General features: G+C 42.8%; 17 protein-coding genes. 15 read left to right on the top strand and 2 right to left on the bottom strand.

All coding sequences use genetic code 11. The annotated features are described in order from the left end of the window. Positions 1 to 275 precede the first annotated feature (275 nt). The 12 genes from nadA to yajC all read left to right on the top strand — a co-directional run bounded on the left by nadA (position 276) and on the right by yajC (position 11,914). Positions 276 to 1,382 carry a quinolinate synthase NadA gene (gene nadA, locus AC0VZ9_RS21540; RefSeq protein WP_019380311.1) on the top strand — a complete coding sequence of 369 codons (1,107 nt, stop codon included), beginning with the start codon at positions 276 to 278 and terminating at the stop codon, positions 1,380 to 1,382. Positions 1,383 to 1,803: 421 nt separating this feature from the next. Beyond that, positions 1,804 to 3,894 carry a SafA/ExsA family spore coat assembly protein gene (gene safA / locus AC0VZ9_RS21535; RefSeq protein WP_475396714.1) on the top strand — a complete coding sequence of 697 codons (2,091 nt, stop codon included), beginning with the start codon at positions 1,804 to 1,806 and terminating at the stop codon, positions 3,892 to 3,894. After that, positions 3,848 to 4,870, top strand: coding sequence for a phosphotransferase (locus AC0VZ9_RS21530; protein WP_232292492.1), 1,023 nt, complete (start codon positions 3,848 to 3,850; stop codon positions 4,868 to 4,870). The genes safA and AC0VZ9_RS21530 overlap by 47 nt, the downstream gene beginning before the upstream one ends. A gap of 110 nt (positions 4,871 to 4,980) precedes the next feature. After that, positions 4,981 to 5,724, top strand: coding sequence for a YhcN/YlaJ family sporulation lipoprotein (locus tag AC0VZ9_RS21525; RefSeq protein WP_009333102.1), 744 nt, complete (start codon positions 4,981 to 4,983; stop codon positions 5,722 to 5,724). A gap of 162 nt (positions 5,725 to 5,886) precedes the next feature. Next, positions 5,887 to 6,435, top strand: a complete 549-nt coding sequence (locus AC0VZ9_RS21520) for an intercompartmental signaling factor BofC (RefSeq protein ID WP_019382921.1) — start codon at positions 5,887 to 5,889, stop codon at positions 6,433 to 6,435. A gap of 238 nt (positions 6,436 to 6,673) precedes the next feature. After that, entirely contained in the window at positions 6,674 to 7,237 is a 564-nt protein-coding gene (locus AC0VZ9_RS21515) for a tyrosine-type recombinase/integrase (protein WP_019382920.1), read from the top strand. Between the two features lie 162 nt (positions 7,238 to 7,399). Next, positions 7,400 to 8,011, top strand: a complete 612-nt coding sequence (gene ruvA / locus AC0VZ9_RS21510; RefSeq protein ID WP_019382919.1) for a Holliday junction branch migration protein RuvA — start codon at positions 7,400 to 7,402, stop codon at positions 8,009 to 8,011. 52 nt (positions 8,012 to 8,063) lie between these two features. Beyond that, positions 8,064 to 9,065, top strand: coding sequence for a Holliday junction branch migration DNA helicase RuvB (gene ruvB, locus AC0VZ9_RS21505; protein WP_019382918.1), 1,002 nt, complete (start codon positions 8,064 to 8,066; stop codon positions 9,063 to 9,065). Continuing rightward, complete coding sequence (locus AC0VZ9_RS21500; RefSeq protein ID WP_009333097.1) at positions 9,062 to 9,268, top strand: DUF2905 domain-containing protein; 207 nt, start codon at positions 9,062 to 9,064, stop codon at positions 9,266 to 9,268. The genes ruvB and AC0VZ9_RS21500 overlap by 4 nt, the downstream gene beginning before the upstream one ends. A gap of 27 nt (positions 9,269 to 9,295) precedes the next feature. Continuing rightward, positions 9,296 to 10,324 (top strand): tRNA preQ1(34) S-adenosylmethionine ribosyltransferase-isomerase QueA, encoded by a 1,029-nt coding sequence (queA, locus tag AC0VZ9_RS21495; RefSeq protein WP_256814806.1) that lies wholly within the window; start codon positions 9,296 to 9,298, stop codon positions 10,322 to 10,324. Between the two features lie 91 nt (positions 10,325 to 10,415). After that, positions 10,416 to 11,555 carry a tRNA guanosine(34) transglycosylase Tgt gene (gene tgt, locus AC0VZ9_RS21490; RefSeq protein ID WP_009333094.1) on the top strand — a complete coding sequence of 380 codons (1,140 nt, stop codon included), beginning with the start codon at positions 10,416 to 10,418 and terminating at the stop codon, positions 11,553 to 11,555. 74 nt (positions 11,556 to 11,629) lie between these two features. Continuing rightward, the gene (gene yajC, locus AC0VZ9_RS21485; protein WP_009333093.1) at positions 11,630 to 11,914 is read left to right on the top strand and encodes a preprotein translocase subunit YajC; all 285 of its coding nucleotides are present in this window, start codon (positions 11,630 to 11,632) and stop codon (positions 11,912 to 11,914) included. Between the two features lie 40 nt (positions 11,915 to 11,954). Here yajC and AC0VZ9_RS21480 read toward each other — a convergent pair whose 3' ends face one another. Continuing rightward, on the bottom strand, positions 11,955 to 12,341 hold the full coding sequence (locus AC0VZ9_RS21480; RefSeq protein WP_082919404.1) for a TIGR04086 family membrane protein: 387 nt from the start codon (positions 12,339 to 12,341) through the stop codon (positions 11,955 to 11,957). Positions 12,342 to 12,539: 198 nt separating this feature from the next. On the opposite strand from AC0VZ9_RS21480, the gene AC0VZ9_RS21475 reads away from it, so the two are divergent. Further along, on the top strand, positions 12,540 to 13,190 hold the full coding sequence (locus tag AC0VZ9_RS21475) for a DUF421 domain-containing protein (protein ID WP_019382916.1): 651 nt from the start codon (positions 12,540 to 12,542) through the stop codon (positions 13,188 to 13,190). A gap of 55 nt (positions 13,191 to 13,245) precedes the next feature. Here the strand turns inward: AC0VZ9_RS21475 and spoVB are convergent, their stop codons facing one another. After that, positions 13,246 to 14,811 (bottom strand): stage V sporulation protein B, encoded by a 1,566-nt coding sequence (gene spoVB, locus AC0VZ9_RS21470; protein WP_251266933.1) that lies wholly within the window; start codon positions 14,809 to 14,811, stop codon positions 13,246 to 13,248. 122 nt (positions 14,812 to 14,933) lie between these two features. On the opposite strand from spoVB, the gene AC0VZ9_RS21465 reads away from it, so the two are divergent. Then, complete coding sequence (locus tag AC0VZ9_RS21465; RefSeq protein WP_019382914.1) at positions 14,934 to 15,230, top strand: post-transcriptional regulator; 297 nt, start codon at positions 14,934 to 14,936, stop codon at positions 15,228 to 15,230. 305 nt (positions 15,231 to 15,535) lie between these two features. Beyond that, positions 15,536 to 17,800 carry a protein translocase subunit SecDF gene (gene secDF / locus AC0VZ9_RS21460; RefSeq protein WP_217025905.1) on the top strand — a complete coding sequence of 755 codons (2,265 nt, stop codon included), beginning with the start codon at positions 15,536 to 15,538 and terminating at the stop codon, positions 17,798 to 17,800. Positions 17,801 to 17,833: the final 33 nt, after the last annotated feature.

Raw genomic sequence — 17,833 nt, 5'->3', positions numbered from 1 at the left:
GACTAGGAACGCCACGTCTTGTGGCAACGTCTGCATGACCCCCATCCTGGGGGCCTCAACCCACAAGACGAGCCTCCCAGGAAGGTGTTCTTGCCCTTTTGGAGGATTGGCTTGTTACCTCGAGGGGGGAGACCTCCTCTAAAGAGCTAACGCTTTTAGTCGTGCGATGAATACGCTGTCGAAGCGTTCCATGTGGAGCTGGACTGTTACCGACGTTCAAAGGATATAAATTCCTAAAAAAATAAATGCATAATTGGCAAAGGGGTATGGAGGAAATGAATATTTTTCAGACAGCAGAAAAACAAACAACTATTCTTCCGGAAAAATATCGAATGATGACTATAAAGGAACTGGAGGATCGAGCAAGAGAAATAAAAGATAAGCTTGGGAATAAGCTGTTTATTCCGGGTCATCATTATCAGAAGGATGAGGTCATCCAGTTTGCGGACGCTACCGGTGATTCACTAAAGCTTGCCCAGCTTTCACAGGAAAATGCAGAGGCAGAATATATTGTGTTTTGCGGAGTTCACTTTATGGCTGAAACGGCAGATATATTAACAGATTCTAGTCAAAAGGTGCTATTGCCTGATATGCGCGCAGGCTGCTCTATGGCCGATATGGCTGATATCAGCCAAACAGAAAGAGCCTGGACGAAGCTGCAGAATATGTTTGGCGATACAATGCTTCCTTTAACATACGTAAACTCTACTGCGGGCATCAAGGCTTTTGTAGGCCGCCATGGAGGAGCAACAGTTACTTCTTCGAATGCTGAAAAAATGGTGAGCTGGGCGTTTGAGCAGAAGCCGAGAATTGTATTTCTGCCTGACCAGCATCTTGGAAGAAATACGGCTTATAACCTCGGAATTGGGCTTGAGGAAATGGCTGTATGGAACCCCATTACGGATCAGCTGGAATATGAAGGGCCGCTTGAGGACATTAAAGTAATTCTTTGGAAAGGCCATTGTTCAGTTCATGAAAACTTTACTGTTGAAAATGTCAAAAAAGTTCGGGAACAATATCCGGCAATGAAGATCATTGTCCATCCGGAATGCAGAAGGGAAGTTGTGGAACTTTCCGACATGGCCGGGTCGACCAATTATATAATAGATGCAATAGAACATTCAGAACCTGGGTCTTCATGGGCGATCGGTACAGAGATGAATTTGGTTAAAAGGATTATCACCCAGCATTCAGATAAAAAAATCATCTCACTTAACCCTCATATGTGTCCTTGCCTGACCATGAACCGAATCGATTTACCGCACCTTGTTTGGTGCCTTGAAGCAATTGAGCAGGGGGAAAGCCAAAATCTAATTCAGGTTGAAGAACAAACAGCAGCATTTGCTAAATTGGCATTAGATAGGATGCTCGAACGTCCATAAGCGTTTGCAAAAGGTTAGCCGGTCATTAAATCAGCGGAAATTACACAGAAATACTCTGCGTAAATTTAGGCAATAAAAAAATTCTCCCCGCCCGGGAGGATTTTTTTATTGCCTTGCTGCCCTTTGCTGTTAATAGGATTAGAAGAAACGATGAAGCATAAATCCTGGGAAAAATGCATATCTTTTTGTGTAGATTGTTAGCAATTTGCCCATTTCTTCATACACTATATGGACTCATCGCGATTAACGGGCACTAATCTGCAATTTTCAAATAAATGGATGAAATGCCCGTAAATGCTGATTAGGAACACAGACTAGGAACGCCACGTCCTGTGGCAACGTCTGTGTGACCCACATCGTGTGGGCCTATACTAACCATCATTGATGGAAGTATCACCTTACGCATAGGAGGGAATTCAGAGTGAAAATCCATATCGTACAGAAAGGGGATACTCTTTGGAAGATTGCAAAAAAGTACGGCGTGAATTTTGAAGAGCTGAAAAAGATGAATACACAGCTCAGCAACCCTGATATGATTATGCCCGGTATGAAAATAAAAGTTCCTGCAAGCGGGGGCTCAATAAAAAAAGAGGCTCCTATTGGAGGAAAACCGGAAGCAAAAATAAATATGGGTGCCAAAAAGGAAATGCCAAAAGCAGAACAACCTTTTGCCAAAGAGAAACCTATTACCATGCCATCAGCTGAAGCACCTAAGGAGAAGCCGGTAAAAGAAGCACCGAAAAAGGAAATGCCAAAAGTAACGGCGCCAAAGGTTGAAATTCCGAAAGAAGTGCCAAAACCTGCACCAAAAGAAGTTCCCAAAAAACCTTATACGCCAAAAATGCCAAAGCCTATTATGCCTGAAATTGATATAAATAATTATTATATGATGAATATTCAGCAGCCGGCTCCGCAGCAAAAGCCGCTTCCAGCAAAAGAGATTAAACCGCAGCAGCAAAAGCCGCTTCCAGCAAAAGAGGTTAAACCGCAGCAGCAGAAACCGCTTCCGGCTAAAGAGGTTAAAGTGAAGGAAAAACCAGTGAAGCCTGCAGAAACAAAACCACAGCAAAAACCACTGCCTATATCAGAATCCAAGCCACAGCCCCAGCTCCCGCCTAAACCAGTCAATATCCTTCCGCAGGCAAAGCCGGCTCCAAATCAAGAAAGTCCTGAATCGCCGGAAAGCGAATCTTCTTTATATACACATCAAGGAGGTCAATATCAGCCAATGTTTCCTTTTAACCCATGTTACCCGCAAATGCCTTATCCTCAAGTACAGGGAGCAATGATGCCGCAGATGCCGCATCAGATGCCGCATCAGGTGCAGGGAGCAATGATGCCGCAGATGCCGCATCAGATGCCACACCAGGTGCAGGGAGCGATGATGCCGCAGATGCCGCATCAGATGCCACATCAGGTGCAGGGAGCGATGATGCCGCAGATGCCACACCAGGTGCAGGGAGCGATGATGCCGCAGATGCCGCATCAGATGCCACACCAGGTGCAGGGAGCGATGATGCCGCAGATGCCACACCAGATGCCGCAGGTACAGGGAGCGATGATGCCTGAGCATCAAATGCCGCATATGGGTATGATGGCTGGAGTTGAAAGTCCGGATTATGATGAATCTTCGCCGTTCATGCCAATGGCTCAAATGCCATCAGGTGTGATGGGTGCAGAAGATATGGGACAACAGATGCCACATCAAGTGCAAGGGGCGATGATGCCGCAGATGCCGCATCAGATGCCACATCAGGTGCAGGGAGCGATGATGCCGCAGATGCCGCATCAGATGCCACATCAGGTGCAGGGAGCGATGATGCCGCAGATGCCGCATCAGATGCCACATCAGGTGCAGGGAGCGATGATGCCGCAGATGCCGCATCAGATGCCACAGGTGCAGGGAGCAATGATGCCGCAGATGCCGCATCAGATGCCACAGGTGCAGGGAGCAATGATGCCGCAGATGCCGCATCAAATGCCATCGGGTGTGATGGGTGCAGAAGATATGGGAATGCAAATGCCGCATCAGATGCCGCATCAAGTACAAGGAGCAATGATGCCGCAGATGCCGCACCAAATGCCATCGGGTGTAATGGGTGCAGAAGACGTGGGAATGCAAATGCCGCATCAGATGCCGCATCAAGTGCAAGGAGCAATGATGCCGCAGATGCCGCATCAAATGCCATCAGGTGTAATGGGTGCAGAAGACATGGGAATGCAAATGCCACACATGCCGCAGGTGCAGGGAATGGAAGAATCTCCGGGTATGTCTCAAAAGCCATTAATGCCTGGTTCAGTGATGGGTGCTTCTAATGATTGCGGATGCGGAGGACCGAAATTTGCTCCGGGAGGATACGGTCCGGGACCAGGATTCGGTCCAGGGCCGGCATATGGTCCGGGATTTGGCTATGGCCCAGGACCAGCATTCGGTCAAGGTTTTGGCCAAATGGGCGGAGAGGCATTTGGAATGCCAAGAAGCTTTGACGAAAGCAGTGAATACGACGGTTAATAATGGAGGAGACGATTTAGTTCAAAATCGTCTCCTCTCCTATTTGCAAGATCAGCTGCCCTTTAAAATTGAAGAGTTAAAGCCGATTAGAAAGAAGGTTTATTTACTGAGGACACAGGAACGGGCCTTTGTATTGAAAGGATTTTCATCCTATCACCGGCTAAAGCTTCAGGAGGCATTTACTTCATCATTAATGAATGAAGGATTTGCAAAAACATATATTTTTTATGAGGTTGCCAAAGAACCGCCATTGTTTTTTGACCGGACATATTTTGGGTGTCTGGAGTATATCCCGCCTTCTGAAGAAGTGTTCACCTATTTTTTGAAGAGCGATCGTTTGGAAGGGCTAAATTTGCTGAAAAATTTCCACGATACTACAGAGAAGCTTGTAAGCCGTTACCAAACGGTTGTGCCGGCATATCGGCAGGCAGACAAGTGGAGAGAGAGAGCGACCCTTTTCCTTAATAATCTCCCAGTAATAAGATATTTTGTCCAAAAAGAAATTATTAATGAATTATTAGCCTGGGCAGATTGGGCCTTGAAAGGAATTGAAGAGGACGCCTGGCTTTTTCAATCCGGGAGGAAGGTTATTCTGCATGGTGATGTAGCACATCATAATTTTCTCAGAGCTAAAGATCAATCTTTATATTTGCTTGATTTTGACCTGATAGCAGTAGGTACTCCACATTCCGATTACCTGCAGTATGCGAACCGCATCCTCCCCTTTATGAAATGGTCATTTGACGATTTAGGAAAATATTCAATATTTAAATCCAATCTTGAAGAAAAGGGCTTTCTTCATGCATTGGCATTTCCAACTGATATATTTAGGGAATGGAATCGTGTAATAAGGGATAGAACATATCTTGATTCTGTAAAGATTCGTCCTGTTTTGGATTTAACTGTTGGTCAGTTTGCTGAGAGACAGCGTTTTATTAAAGCTCTTAAATATGCCGTTAATGAGATAAACAAATAATGTACAAAAAAATGGACGTAAATGGACAGAATGAAAGCCTCCTTTCGCTCACAAGCTAAGAAAGAGCAGCAATGCTCAGGGCTTGTAATATTAGCGAGGGGGTTTTTCGCTTGCACAAGAAATTAATTGCAGTACCGATGGCTGCCATCATGACAATGGGATTGGCAGGATGCGGAACGAACGAAGATGCATCTGTTGATCGAAAGAATGAAATTGGTCAGCCCATGGGATATTATTCAAATGAAAATCACGGAAACCGCGGTGGAAATGTCCGGGTTGAAGATGGTACAGATAATGATGGGCCTCTGACAGAAATGATGGATCATACTCTGGGTGCAGAGGGAAAAAATAATGGCTCCAACAGAGTGGAAAATAATGCAAGAAGAGTCAGGAATGAAAATACCGGAAACCCAACTGTTCCTCTTGCTGACAGGGACCGCAGCTTTTTGCAGAGAGATAATCGTTTTAGCCATAGCGATGCAAATTATCATGGCCATCTCGATGACAATACACGACAAGCCAAAAATTCTTATTATCAGGCTTATGAAGGTGAGCTTGCTGAAAAAATTGGCAACGTTGCAGCTTCTGTTCCTAACGTTGAGGATGTCCGTTCCGTGACCTATGGAAGCGATGTTTTGATTGCTGTGGATTTGAATGATTATGATAAGGAAGAACAGACGAAAGAAGCGATTCATGAAGCTGTTCAGCCATATTTACGCGGAAGATCTGCTACGGTGGTAACGGACGAAGGAACGTTTAGCCGTTTAAGAAATATTGATAACAATCTTCGTGATGGCGGCCCGCGAGAGCAAATTGATTGGGATTTAAAAAGTTTATTCCGCAGGGAAAAATAATGATTCAGCATAGAGGGCAAAGCTGCTGGGCTTTGCCCTTTTTACATAATTAATTTTTTTCAGGATAAACATGAAAATGTTGGTCACACTAAGCATAAAGATCTGGGAAAACAGGCTCAGGCGGATGCTGCAGAAGTTACTATTTAATCGAGGTGATCGATCATGAGAACCATATGGGGCTTGCTAATAATAGGAGCTGCTTCCTTTTATCCCTTCTTCCAGACGGATGCATTCAACTTTTTATCTGAGGGTACTTCTGTATATGCTGAGGCAGCAGGAAAACACATTGAAGGGCCGCTTAAGATGGATGTCATTTTGGAGAGAGAATATCTGGATGGGGAAGTAAGCCAGGAAACCATAGAGGAAATCATATGGACCCTTGAAGATTTCTGGGCTAAATATGATCAATGGCAGCTTGTTGATATGGATATGGATTATATAGTGTTCCGCCGGAAAATGGATGATATATCGCCATTATTAAAAGCAAATGGGTACTTCGGTGTAACCGAGGACGGCACATTAACCATTTTCAATGGAAGGCCGAAAAAAACAAATATTATTCAGTCTTTCTTTCAAATCGATTTAGGGAAATTAGAAAGCACGAAATGTGAAGAATTAAAAAAAGGAATCCCCATTGTAACAAAAGATCGATATGTGGAAGTTCTGGAGACCTTTAAAAGCTATACTGCCGGTGAAAAGCAAGCGAATTGAAAAGCAGTAAAACATGCAAGGGAATGGGATTCTCTTGCATGTTTCTGTTTTTTAAACAATAAGAAAATAATTATTTTGAACGTTGATAATCTGACTAGGTCCAGCGTCTTCCTGCTCAAGATGTCGGGGGAGAGCAAGGCGCTTCCGCTTTTCTTATGAACTGCATTCAATCATTTGTAATGTTACTTATTTTTTGATAGCTTATACTTATGTAACATTAGTTGCAGGAGGGAATCTTGTGGAATATGTTGATCCTATCAAGGACATCAAAAGCATAAATAAAATTAAAGAGATTTTAAGACAGCAGTCACAGCGGGATCTTTTGCTTTTTGTATTAGGTATAAATACGGGCATAAGAGTGAGTGATTTGCTATCTCTGAAAATTAGTGATGTTTGGGATGGGAAGGAGATAAAAGAGTTTATTTATTTAAACGATCTCAATAGTGATGAAATTAAAGCATTTTACTTAAATAGCAGCGTGAAAAAAGAACTGAAAAAATATTTTACTCAGCATGATTTCTCTGAATGTGATTATCTCTTCAAATCCAAAAAGAATAACCAGCCAATTACCCGCCAGCAAGCCTACCGGATCATAAATAATGCAGCAAAGGAAGCTGGAATTCCAGGGAAGATCGGAACACATACACTTCGAAAAACATTTGGCTATCATGCCTATAGAAAAGGGATTGCCATTTCAATCATTATGTCCATCTATAATCACCATTCTTCCGCTGAAACTTTGCGCTATCTCGGTATTGAAAGAGGCGGGAAGCAATTAATAAAAGTGGACGTTAACCTATAAAATGAGTTTAATGCATTGGCTGATATAAAGCGTCTTGTGTACCATAAGGATTTTCCTCCATAAGCAATGTATCTGGCCCCATTCTGTTCAGCATTTTATTCTTCGTGCCTAAAATATAATATGGTACAATGAGGTACAGTTAAACTAGAGGAGAGAAAGGCATTGTATGAATTCGTAAGAGGCAAGCTGGATTTTATCGGGCCGGAATATGTGGTTATTGAAAACAATGGTATTGGCTATCAGATTTTAACGCCAAATCCATTTAGCTATACCCCGGAGTTCGGGCAGGAAGTAAGGATATACACGTATCATTATGTACGGGAAGATATTATGGCACTGTACGGTTTTCAGACTCGGGAGGAGAAGACCCTTTTTACCAAGCTGCTGAATGTTACCGGAATTGGGCCGAAGGGAGCTCTTGCAATTCTTGCTTCAGGTGAACCGGAACAGGTGGTGCAGGCAATTGAAAATGAAGATGAAGCGTTCCTCGTTAAGTTTCCTGGAGTCGGAAAGAAAACAGCGAGGCAGATGATTCTTGATCTGAAAGGGAAACTGCCGGATATTGTACCTGACTTTTTCCCTAATCTGTTTTCTGCGGATAAACTTCAGGCTGAAAGCGGACCTTCAGGGGACCTGGAGGAAGCTTTGCTTGCATTAAAGGCGCTGGGCTATTCAGATAAGGAACTGAAAAAGATTACACCGGAAATGAAGAAGGAAAAGCTTACAACGGACCAATACATAAAGAAAGCTCTGCAAAAGCTTTTAAAACTATAATGTATTGGACGGGTCCGATTCATTTAAGCTGATATTAAGTAGGTGATTATGTATGGAAGAGCGGATAATATCCGGTGAAGCTGATCTTCAGGATCTTTCATTCGAACAGAGTCTGCGACCGCAGACACTAAAGCAGTATATTGGACAGGATAAAGTAAAGCAGAACCTCGAGATCTTTATCAAAGCTGCCAGAATACGCGAGGAGACCTTAGATCATGTCCTTCTATATGGGCCGCCTGGATTGGGGAAAACCACACTGGCTGCCATTATAGCCAATGAAATGGGAGTAAATATCAGAACCACTGCAGGCCCTGCCATTGAAAGGCCTGGTGATTTGGCTGCGATCCTGACTGCATTGGAACCTGGTGACGTCCTGTTTATTGATGAAATTCATCGCTTGCCGCGTTCTATAGAAGAAGTTCTATATCCGGCAATGGAGGACTTTTGTCTTGATATCGTCATCGGAAAAGGGCCAAGTGCCAGATCAGTCAGATTGGACTTACCGCCTTTTACACTGGTTGGCGCGACTACAAGGGCGGGGTCGTTATCGGCCCCGTTAAGGGACCGTTTTGGTGTGCTTAGCAGGCTTGAATACTATTCAGAAGAGCAGCTGACTGATATTGTTGTCCGTACAGCTGAGGTCCTTGATACAGGTATAGATCTAAAAGCCGCCATTGAGGTTGCCAGAAGGTCAAGAGGCACGCCTAGAATTGCAAACAGGCTCCTCCGGAGAGTCCGGGATTTTGCTCAGGTCAAATCAGATGGCCAGGTTGATGAAACACTGGCAAAGGAAGCTTTGGAGCTTTTGCAGGTTGACCGTTTAGGCCTTGACCATATTGACCATAAATTATTAAGAGGGATTATAGAGAAATTCCGCGGCGGTCCTGTTGGCCTTGAAACAATTGCAGCGACCATTGGGGAAGAAGCACACACGATTGAAGATGTTTATGAACCATATTTATTGCAGATTGGGTTTCTTCAGCGGACGCCAAGAGGAAGAATTGTAACGGACCTGGTGTACCGCCATTTTCAGATGGAGGTGCCTGCTGATTGAGCGGCATATCAAAGTGGCTGATGGTCATTGGTGCCATCATTTTTGCTATCGGATTTATAAGCCAGTTTATTAATATTGGCAAGCTGCCGGGGGATATAGTGATCAAGAAAGGCAATACGACATTTTATTTTCCAGTCGTTACATCGATTTTGATCAGTGTTATCCTTTCTGCCATCTTTTATTTTATAGGAAGGCTTCGGTAGTCTATATGAATAACAGAGGGTGACATCATGAAAGTAGATTGGTTTGATTTTCATTTGCCTGAGGAATTAATAGCACAAACGCCTTTGGCTGATCGGACTAGCAGCAGGCTAATGGTCCTTGATAAAAAAACCGGAGATCTTCAGCATAGTGTATTTAAAAATATTAAACATTATCTCAAAGCTGGAGATTGTCTTGTGCTGAACGACACAAAGGTCCTTCCTGCCAGGCTGTTTGGAGAAAAAACAGGCACTGGTGCGAAAATAGAGGTGCTTCTTCTAAAACAGCTTGAAGGGGATTCCTGGGAAACGCTGGTCAAGCCAGCTAAGAGAGTGAAAGAAGGAACTGAGATAACGTTTGGAAACGGCAATTTGACTGCTGTTTGCACTGGAACTTCAGATCATGGCGGCAGGGTACTGGAGTTTAAGTATGACGGGATATTCTATGAGGTGCTGGAGGAATTGGGAGAAATGCCATTGCCGCCTTATATTAAGGAGCAGCTTGATGATCGTGACCGTTATCAGACTGTATTTGCCCGTGAACGCGGTTCTGCTGCAGCCCCTACAGCAGGCCTTCATTTTACTGAGCAGCTTCTTGAAGAGATTAAGGAAATGGGTGTGCATATTGCTTTTATTACTCTGCACGTTGGTCTGGGAACTTTCAGGCCGGTTAGTGTGGATGATTTGAATGAGCATGAAATGCACGCTGAATTTTACCAGGTAACAGAAGGGACTGCACGGCTGTTGAATGAAGTGCGTGAGCAGGGAGGAAGAATTATCAGTGTGGGGACTACATCCACAAGGACTTTAGAAACCATTGCTTCCATGCATAATGGCCGTTTTGAAGAAGCAAGCGGCTGGACAGATATTTTCATTTATCCAGGCTATGAATTTAAAGCGATTGATGGCATGATTACAAATTTTCATCTGCCTAAATCGACCTTGATTATGCTTGTAAGTGCACTGGCTGGCCGTGACAACGTTCTGAATGCCTATAATCAGGCCGTGGAGGAGCATTATCGTTTCTTCAGCTTTGGAGATGCTATGCTCATTATTTAATAAATAGGTTATCTCTGTACTTCGATAACTGTCTAGCTCCTAGCGCCGATAAAGGGGCGCTCTGCGCTTTAAATGGAAGGAGAACTGTAAGTTGACTGCAATTCGTTATGAATTAATTAAAACATGTAAGCAAACCGGTGCCCGTCTGGGACGGGTCCATACGCCGCATGGATCTTTTGAAACTCCTGTGTTCATGCCTGTGGGAACACTTGCTACAGTAAAAACCATGTCCCCTGAAGAATTAGTGGAAATGGGTGCGGGCATTATTCTGAGCAATACTTACCACCTGTGGCTTCGACCCGGTCAGGAAATTGTGGAAGAAGCAGGCGGCCTGCATAAGTTTATGAATTGGGACCGGGCCATTCTGACAGATTCCGGCGGGTTTCAGGTGTTCAGTCTTAGTGAATTCCGTAAGATTGAAGAAGAAGGCGTTCATTTCAGGAACCACCTGAATGGAGACAAGCTGTTTTTATCACCTGAAAAAGCAATGGACATTCAAAATTCCCTTGGTTCAGATATTATGATGGCGTTTGATGAATGCCCGCCTTACCCAGCATCCTTCGAATATATGAAGAAGTCAGTAGAGCGGACTTCCCGCTGGGCTGAGCGATGCTTACAAGCACATAAACGCCCGAATGATCAGGGACTCTTCGGAATTATTCAGGGTGGAGAATATGAGGAGCTGCGTAAACAAAGCGCGAAAGACTTAACATCTCTTGATTTCCCGGGGTATGCTGTTGGCGGTTTATCTGTAGGCGAGCCTAAAGATGTAATGAACCGTGTACTTGAGTTCACAACACCGCTTTTGCCGTCTGATAAGCCAAGATACCTTATGGGAGTAGGATCCCCTGATTCCCTGATTGATGGTTCAATCAGAGGGATTGATATGTTTGACTGTGTTCTCCCTACAAGGATTGCCAGAAACGGAACATTGATGACAAGTAATGGCAGACTGGTTGTTAAGAATGCAAAATTTGCAAGAGATTTTGGCCCAATTGACGAGAATTGCGATTGCTACACATGCCGTAATTACAGCCGTGCTTACATCAGGCATTTGATCCGCTGTGACGAAACATTTGGAATCAGGCTTACAACTTACCATAATCTCTATTTTCTGCTAAAATTAATGGAGCAGGTAAGACAGGCGATTAGAGATGATCGCTTGGGTGATTTTAGAGAAGAGTTTTTCGAAAGGTATGGATTCAATAAGCCTAACGCGAAGAACTTTTAATAATAAAAATTGAGAGTTCGTTTAAGGAGCAGCTTTTCCTTAAATCGGGACAATCTTTGAAAGGGGGGAAAACTATGGAGCTTTTAGGAACATTAGGACCATTATTGCTGATGTTTGTTTTATTCTATTTCCTGTTAATTCGTCCGCAGCAGAAACGCCAAAAGGCAGTTCAGCAAATGCAAAGTGATTTAAAAAAGGGAGATAAGGTTGTTACAATCGGCGGTCTTCATGGATTCGTTGATGCCATCGACGAAGACAAAGTGGTTATTAAATGTGGTGACGGAAGCCGTCTTACATACGATCGTGCAGCGATCCGCGAAGTAACGCAGGCAACTGGCGATGCATTAGCAAAATCTTAATATCAAAAAAAGAAGGTCCTGAATTTCAGGACCTTCTTTTTTAAGCTGTTCTTTTAGTGTTGAGATTAACTCCCAATATACCGCCCATCATTGCAGTCAGCGTAAAACAGGTGTGGTATATCATTTGCTCCATATCAAATAAACTGTCATGTCCCAGATATTGAAATAGAAAAATAACGATTGAGTAAATAAGGCCTGTCAAGCCTCCAAGCAGCCATCCTTTTTGCTTCCCTTTACCTCCGGATATGAACCCGCCCGCAAAAAGAGAAACAAATGAAACAGCAGAAATAATATACTGCAGGGAAGACTCCTGCAGCGAGGTGAACCGCAGAAGCAGTGAAAAAACGAGACTGCTCGCTACAGCAATGGCAAAAATGGCGATAATTCCATAAAGTACGGCGCTTCCGAAGTTCTTTGACTCTTCTATATTGACCCTCTCCCTTCTGAATTAGTAAATAGGAACAGCTTTTACCCCAGAGGCTATTCAGCTTAATCCTTAGTACAAGCATATTCACACAATGAAAAAATAGAATCTAAAATGTTCAAAGAAAAAGCCAGATAAAATCATAAAAGTTTTAATATGCGGAAGGATATAAAGGATTGCATCAAAAGGAGTGCTGTAGAAGTGGAAGAATATCTAATAATTGTAGGAAGAACATTATTTCTCTATGCAGTCATTCTTCTCATTTTTAGACTAATGGGCAAAAGAGAAATTGGTGAACTAAGCATCCTGGATTTAGTCGTCTATATCATGATTGCTGAACTTGCAGTAGTGGCGATTGAAACTCCGGATTCAGAAATCCTGAAAAATGTGCTGCCAATGCTCCTTTTGATGGTTGTGCAGATTGTGCTGGCCATACTTTCCCTGAAGAGCAAAACTTTCAGGGATGTCGTTGATGGCAAACCGACCATTATTATTAATAAAGGAAAAATTGATGAAAATGCCATGAGGAAACAGAGGTATAACTTTGATGACCTGCTTTTGCAGTTAAGAGAAAAAGATATTTCCAAAATCTCAGATGTGGAATTTGCCATCCTTGAATCTTCCGGTACTTTGTCAGTGTTTGAAAAAAAGGACAGCAAAGAGGGGGGAATTACAATCCCTTTAATCATAGATGGGACAATTCAGAAAACTAATCTGGAAACGATAAACAAAAGTGACTTTTGGCTTCGTCAGGAGCTTAGAAAAGAGGGGTATAAAGAGATATCAAATATATCATTCTGCAGCTATGAAAATGGCCAATTTTATGTAGATCTGCTTGACGAAAGGAAATAAATCGAGGCCAGCTCAAGATAGGCAAAATTGAGCTGACCCTGCTGATATAGGCACATTATCTAAATGCAAACCTTGATAATAATCTGCCAACCCATGGAATCCGAATCAGATCACTCTTTTTAATAAGCTTGAAGAATAATAAGAAAATTATATATACAGAAGTGATGGCGGAAGAAATCACAATTACCCTCACTGCTGTATTTAAGTCAGGGGAAAGTAAATCTTTGAGCATCCAGAAGCCAATGCCCCCTGACAAAAACATGGCAATAAACGTCATTAGATAGTCCCTGATGAAAAAAGTAAACGAAATAGCTTTCAGTACTGTTGCAAAGTGAAGCATTGTCACCAGGACTGTGCCGGTCAGAATTCCCATCGCAACACCATTGATGCCAAATGCAGGCTGGCTGGCAAGTAGAAAGATGACTGCCGTTTTAACGGCAGCGCCAATCAGACTGTTGATCATTGCGGCACGGGCCAGATTTAATGCCTGTAAAGTTGCCTGAAGAGGTCCCTGATAATAATAAAACAGAAAAAATGGCGCCATCAATTTAATAAAATGAGAACCGCTTGAGGAGCCGTACATTACTTCCATCAATTGATCGGAAAGGACATAAAGAACCACCACTGCCAGGCCGCCAGTAATAAATGCAAACCGAAGTGCCTGCTGAAGCCGGTATTCGATCAGACGCATATTATTCTGGGAATTTGCTTCGCTGATAGCCGGAACAAGAGATGTTGACAAAGAATAAGTAATAAACGATGGAAGCATCAGAAGAGGCATGGCAAAGCCGGTAAGAGCACCATATTGCTTCGTAGCCGCAGCGGCCGCCACCCCTGCAAGTGCAAGACTCTGTGCTACCACAATCGGTTCAAAAAACCAGGCGACTGAACCGATCATTTTGCTGCCTGTCGTTGGAAGAGCGACGGTCATCAATTCGTTAAATGTACTTTTTCCGGAAGACACAAATTTAAAGAATTGTTTCCTGACTCTGAATTTCTTTTTAAGCTTAAATGTGGTCATTAAATAGAGCAATGATGCAAGCTCCCCAATGACTGCTGCCAGCATGGCTCCCGCTGCCGCATACTCAATTCCGTATGGCAGAAATGCCTTAGTCATCAAAGCAATCAGGCTTATTCGGACTATCTGTTCAATCATCTGGGAATAGGCAGCAGGCTTCATGTTCTGTCTGCCCTGAAAATAACCCCGAATGACAGAAGAAATTGCAATGATCGGCACGATAGGGGCGATCGCCATCAAAGGAAGCTGTGTGCGTTCATCGGTAAAGAGTGTATCTGATAATAATGGAGCAAGCAAAATTAAAGCAGGAGTGAAAACAATTGAAAGTGAGATAGTCGTCGCTAAGGAAACAACTAATATTTTCTTGATTTTTGCTGTATCTCCCTTTGCCTCCGCTTCGGCCACATTCTTAGAAATAGCAACCGGCAGCCCAAGCTGTGTGATAGTGACGACTAGAATCATGGTGGGAAAAGCCATCATATAAAGGCCAACGCCTTCTTCTCCAATAAACCGGGCAATGACAATTCTGTTTATAAAGCCCAGGACCCTGGTCACCAGGCCTGCAGCGAGCAGGATCATGGTACCTTTCAGAAATTTGGACATTCAACTCCCTGCCTTCTCAAAATGGGTATTATCATATACAATTATCTATATGCAAGGAAGAGGACAAAGCATGACAAGCTATCATAATTTCCATGTGAATAATGGCGGGGAGGCGGCTGAAAGTGAAAATCGGCCATGAATATGATTATTTTCGCACTACGGTAAAACCTGCATTGGAAAGCAAATTAGATGAATTTCGGCTGCTGGGATATAAAAAAGTGACTGAACAGGAGCTCTGGGAATTCCTCACAAAGAAGAAGTGGAAAAACACAAAAGAAAATGTCAGGCTATTTGAAATTGTAGAGGAAATCATGGAGGTAAAAGTGAGTGAATACATTCACTATGCTACCATCGAGGCTTTTAAAGAGGCTGACTTTGTTTTTGATAGTGAAGAAGAGAGAAGGGAACTGTTAAAATAGTCACCTTTCTACTTTTTACAAAAATTAACATGGTATATGACAAATTGACAGGTTTTACAATCTGTCTCATAATGAAAAGCGGAGTAAACGGTATTATTTCATGTCAGTTTTCATACATAGAATGAAATTCAAGAACGGATAGTAAAGCCAGCTAGGGTTCAAACAAAGTCATAATACTGGGGGCTGCATTGAAAAGATATGCAGCTTTCCGACGCAAGACTGTATGGTTAATGATGCATCACAGAGGTTGAAGTGATGCTTGTGATTTCAATAAGCGGGCGATAGCTAAGGAGGATTTATTCATAATGGTAAAGCGCAGCCGTATCGTTGCCTTTTTCCTGATTGTTGTATTATTGGGAAGCCTGGCAGGGGCAACGACAAACAACATTTTAAAAAATATTAAGCTTGGCCTTGATTTGCAGGGCGGATTTGAAGTCCTCTATGAGGTAACGCCAAAAGATGGGCAGAAGGTTGATAAAGCCGTCCTTGCAAGTACTGCCGAAGCACTGGATAGGCGGATCAATGTTCTTGGAGTCAGTGAGCCGAATATCCAGATTGAGGGAGATAAGAGGATCCGCGTTCAGCTTGCTGGTGTAACAGATCAGAATAAGGCAAGGGAAATTCTATCCACAGAAGCTAATCTATCATTTAGAGATGTTAATGATCAATTGATGATGGATGGTTCAGACCTTGCTGAAAATGGGGCAAAGCAGACATTCGATGAAAACGGAAAGCCAAGTGTTTCATTGAAGCTGAAGAGTGCAAGCAAATTTAAAGATGTAACTCAAACAATTGTCAATATGGGAGCGCCAAATAACCTGCTTGTCATTTGGCTTGATTTTGAAGAAGGCCAGGATTCATTCCAGGCTGAGTCAGCAAAAGAAGATCCAAAATACTTATCTGCTCCACAGGTAAGCCAGATCTTTAATCAGGATACCGTGTCCATTGTTGGGAATTTTACGATTGAAGAAGCAAAGACACTGTCGGATTTGTTGAATGCCGGTTCCCTGCCAGTACAGCTCGATGAAGTTTATTCGACATCGGTAGGTGCGAAATTCGGTGAGCAGGCAATGGAAACGACTATTCTTGCCGGTATTATTGGAATTGCCATTATATTTATCTACATGATTGCGGTATATCGTTTCCCTGGGTTTATAGCAACAATTACATTATCTTTCTATATTTATCTGATTTTACTCGTATTTGACTGGATGAATGGCGTATTGACGCTGCCTGGTATTGCTGCGCTCATTCTGGGGGTCGGTATGGCTGTTGATGCGAATATTATTACCTATGAGAGAATCCGCGAAGAAATAAAAGTGGGCAGAACAATCAAATCAGCTTTCCAGGCTGGTGAGAAAAACTCACTTTCGACGATATTTGATGCAAATATCACAACCATTTTAGCAGCAGCCGTTTTATTCATGTATGGGACAAGTTCTGTAAAAGGATTTGCTACCATGCTTATTATAAGCATCCTGGCAAGCTTTATTACTGCGGTTTATGGCACAAGGCTGCTAATGGGGCTTTGGGTCCATAGTAAAGCACTGAATAAAAAGCCAGGCTGGTTTGGTGTTAAGAAAAGTGAAATCAAAAACATTGCTGAAAATTACGATACTCTGGATTTGCCGACCAAGTTCGATAAATTTGATTTTGTAGGGAACCGCAAGAAGTTCTTCATCCTTTCTGCTGTATTAATTGCAGTGGGAATCATTGTTGTTTCTATTTTCCGCTTAAATCTAGGAATCGATTTTGTCAGCGGTACCCGCATCGAGCAGCAGGCAAGTGAACCTTTAACAAAAGAAAAATTTCAAGCTGAATTATCAGCGCTTGGAATCGAGACAGATGATATTGTCATCTCGGGCGATAATAAAGAAATCGGTGTTGCTAGATTTAAAGATGTTTTAACTAAAGATGAAATAGCAGAGGTTAAAACTCATTTTCATGAAGAATTCGGTCAAGATCCGAATGTCAGCACAGTTTCACCAACTGTAGGAAAAGAGCTCGCTAAAAATGCACTAAAAGCTCTTGCCATAGCCTCTGTAGGCATTATCATCTATGTAACCATTCGCTTTGAGATCAAGATGGCTATTCCAGCAGTTCTTGCGCTTCTGCATGATGCCTTCTTTATAATCGCTGTATTTAGCTTTACGCGTCTTGAAGTGGACATTACCTTCATTGCAGCAGTACTGACGGTAGTAGGTTATTCGATCAACGATACAATTGTAACGTTCGACCGGATGCGTGAGAATATGCAGAAAAAGAAAAAGCTCAAATCATTCGAAGATATTGCTGATGTTGTAAACAAAAGTCTTCGCCAAACGCTTGGCCGCTCTGTGAATACTGTTTTAACTGTTGTATTTACTGTCGTTGCGCTCCTGGTGTTTGGAAGTGAGTCAATCAGAAATTTCTCGTTTGCGCTTCTGATCGGTTTAATTGCAGGTACCTATTCATCGATTTTCCTTGCTGCGCAGATTTGGGCAGTATGGAAAGGCAAAGAACTGAAAGAAAAAGGCGTTATTAATACCGTAAAAGAAAAACGCAAAGTCAGTGACGAACCTCAAGTATAATACTTTCAAAGACTCAGGCGAATGCCTGAGTTT

The sequence above is a fragment of the Cytobacillus sp. QJM3NY_8 genome, from assembly GCF_056173585.1.
The sequence above is the reverse complement of the archived record's forward strand: the minus strand, read 5'-3'. Positions and strand labels throughout refer to the sequence as shown.

What these genes read in the sequence shown, in the direction of transcription:
- nadA (WP_019380311.1), top strand. Translation starts at nt 276, where the DNA reads ATGAATATTTTTCAGACAGCAGAAAAACAAACAACTATTCTTCCGGAA.
- AC0VZ9_RS21520 (WP_019382921.1), top strand. Translation starts at nt 5,887, where the DNA reads ATGAGAACCATATGGGGCTTGCTAATAATAGGAGCTGCTTCCTTTTAT.
- ruvB (WP_019382918.1), top strand. Translation starts at nt 8,064, where the DNA reads ATGGAAGAGCGGATAATATCCGGTGAAGCTGATCTTCAGGATCTTTCA.
- queA (WP_256814806.1), top strand. Translation starts at nt 9,296, where the DNA reads ATGAAAGTAGATTGGTTTGATTTTCATTTGCCTGAGGAATTAATAGCA.
- yajC (WP_009333093.1), top strand. Translation starts at nt 11,630, where the DNA reads ATGGAGCTTTTAGGAACATTAGGACCATTATTGCTGATGTTTGTTTTA.
- spoVB (WP_251266933.1), bottom strand. Translation starts at nt 14,811, where the DNA reads ATGTCCAAATTTCTGAAAGGTACCATGATCCTGCTCGCTGCAGGCCTG.
- secDF (WP_217025905.1), top strand. Translation starts at nt 15,536, where the DNA reads ATGGTAAAGCGCAGCCGTATCGTTGCCTTTTTCCTGATTGTTGTATTA.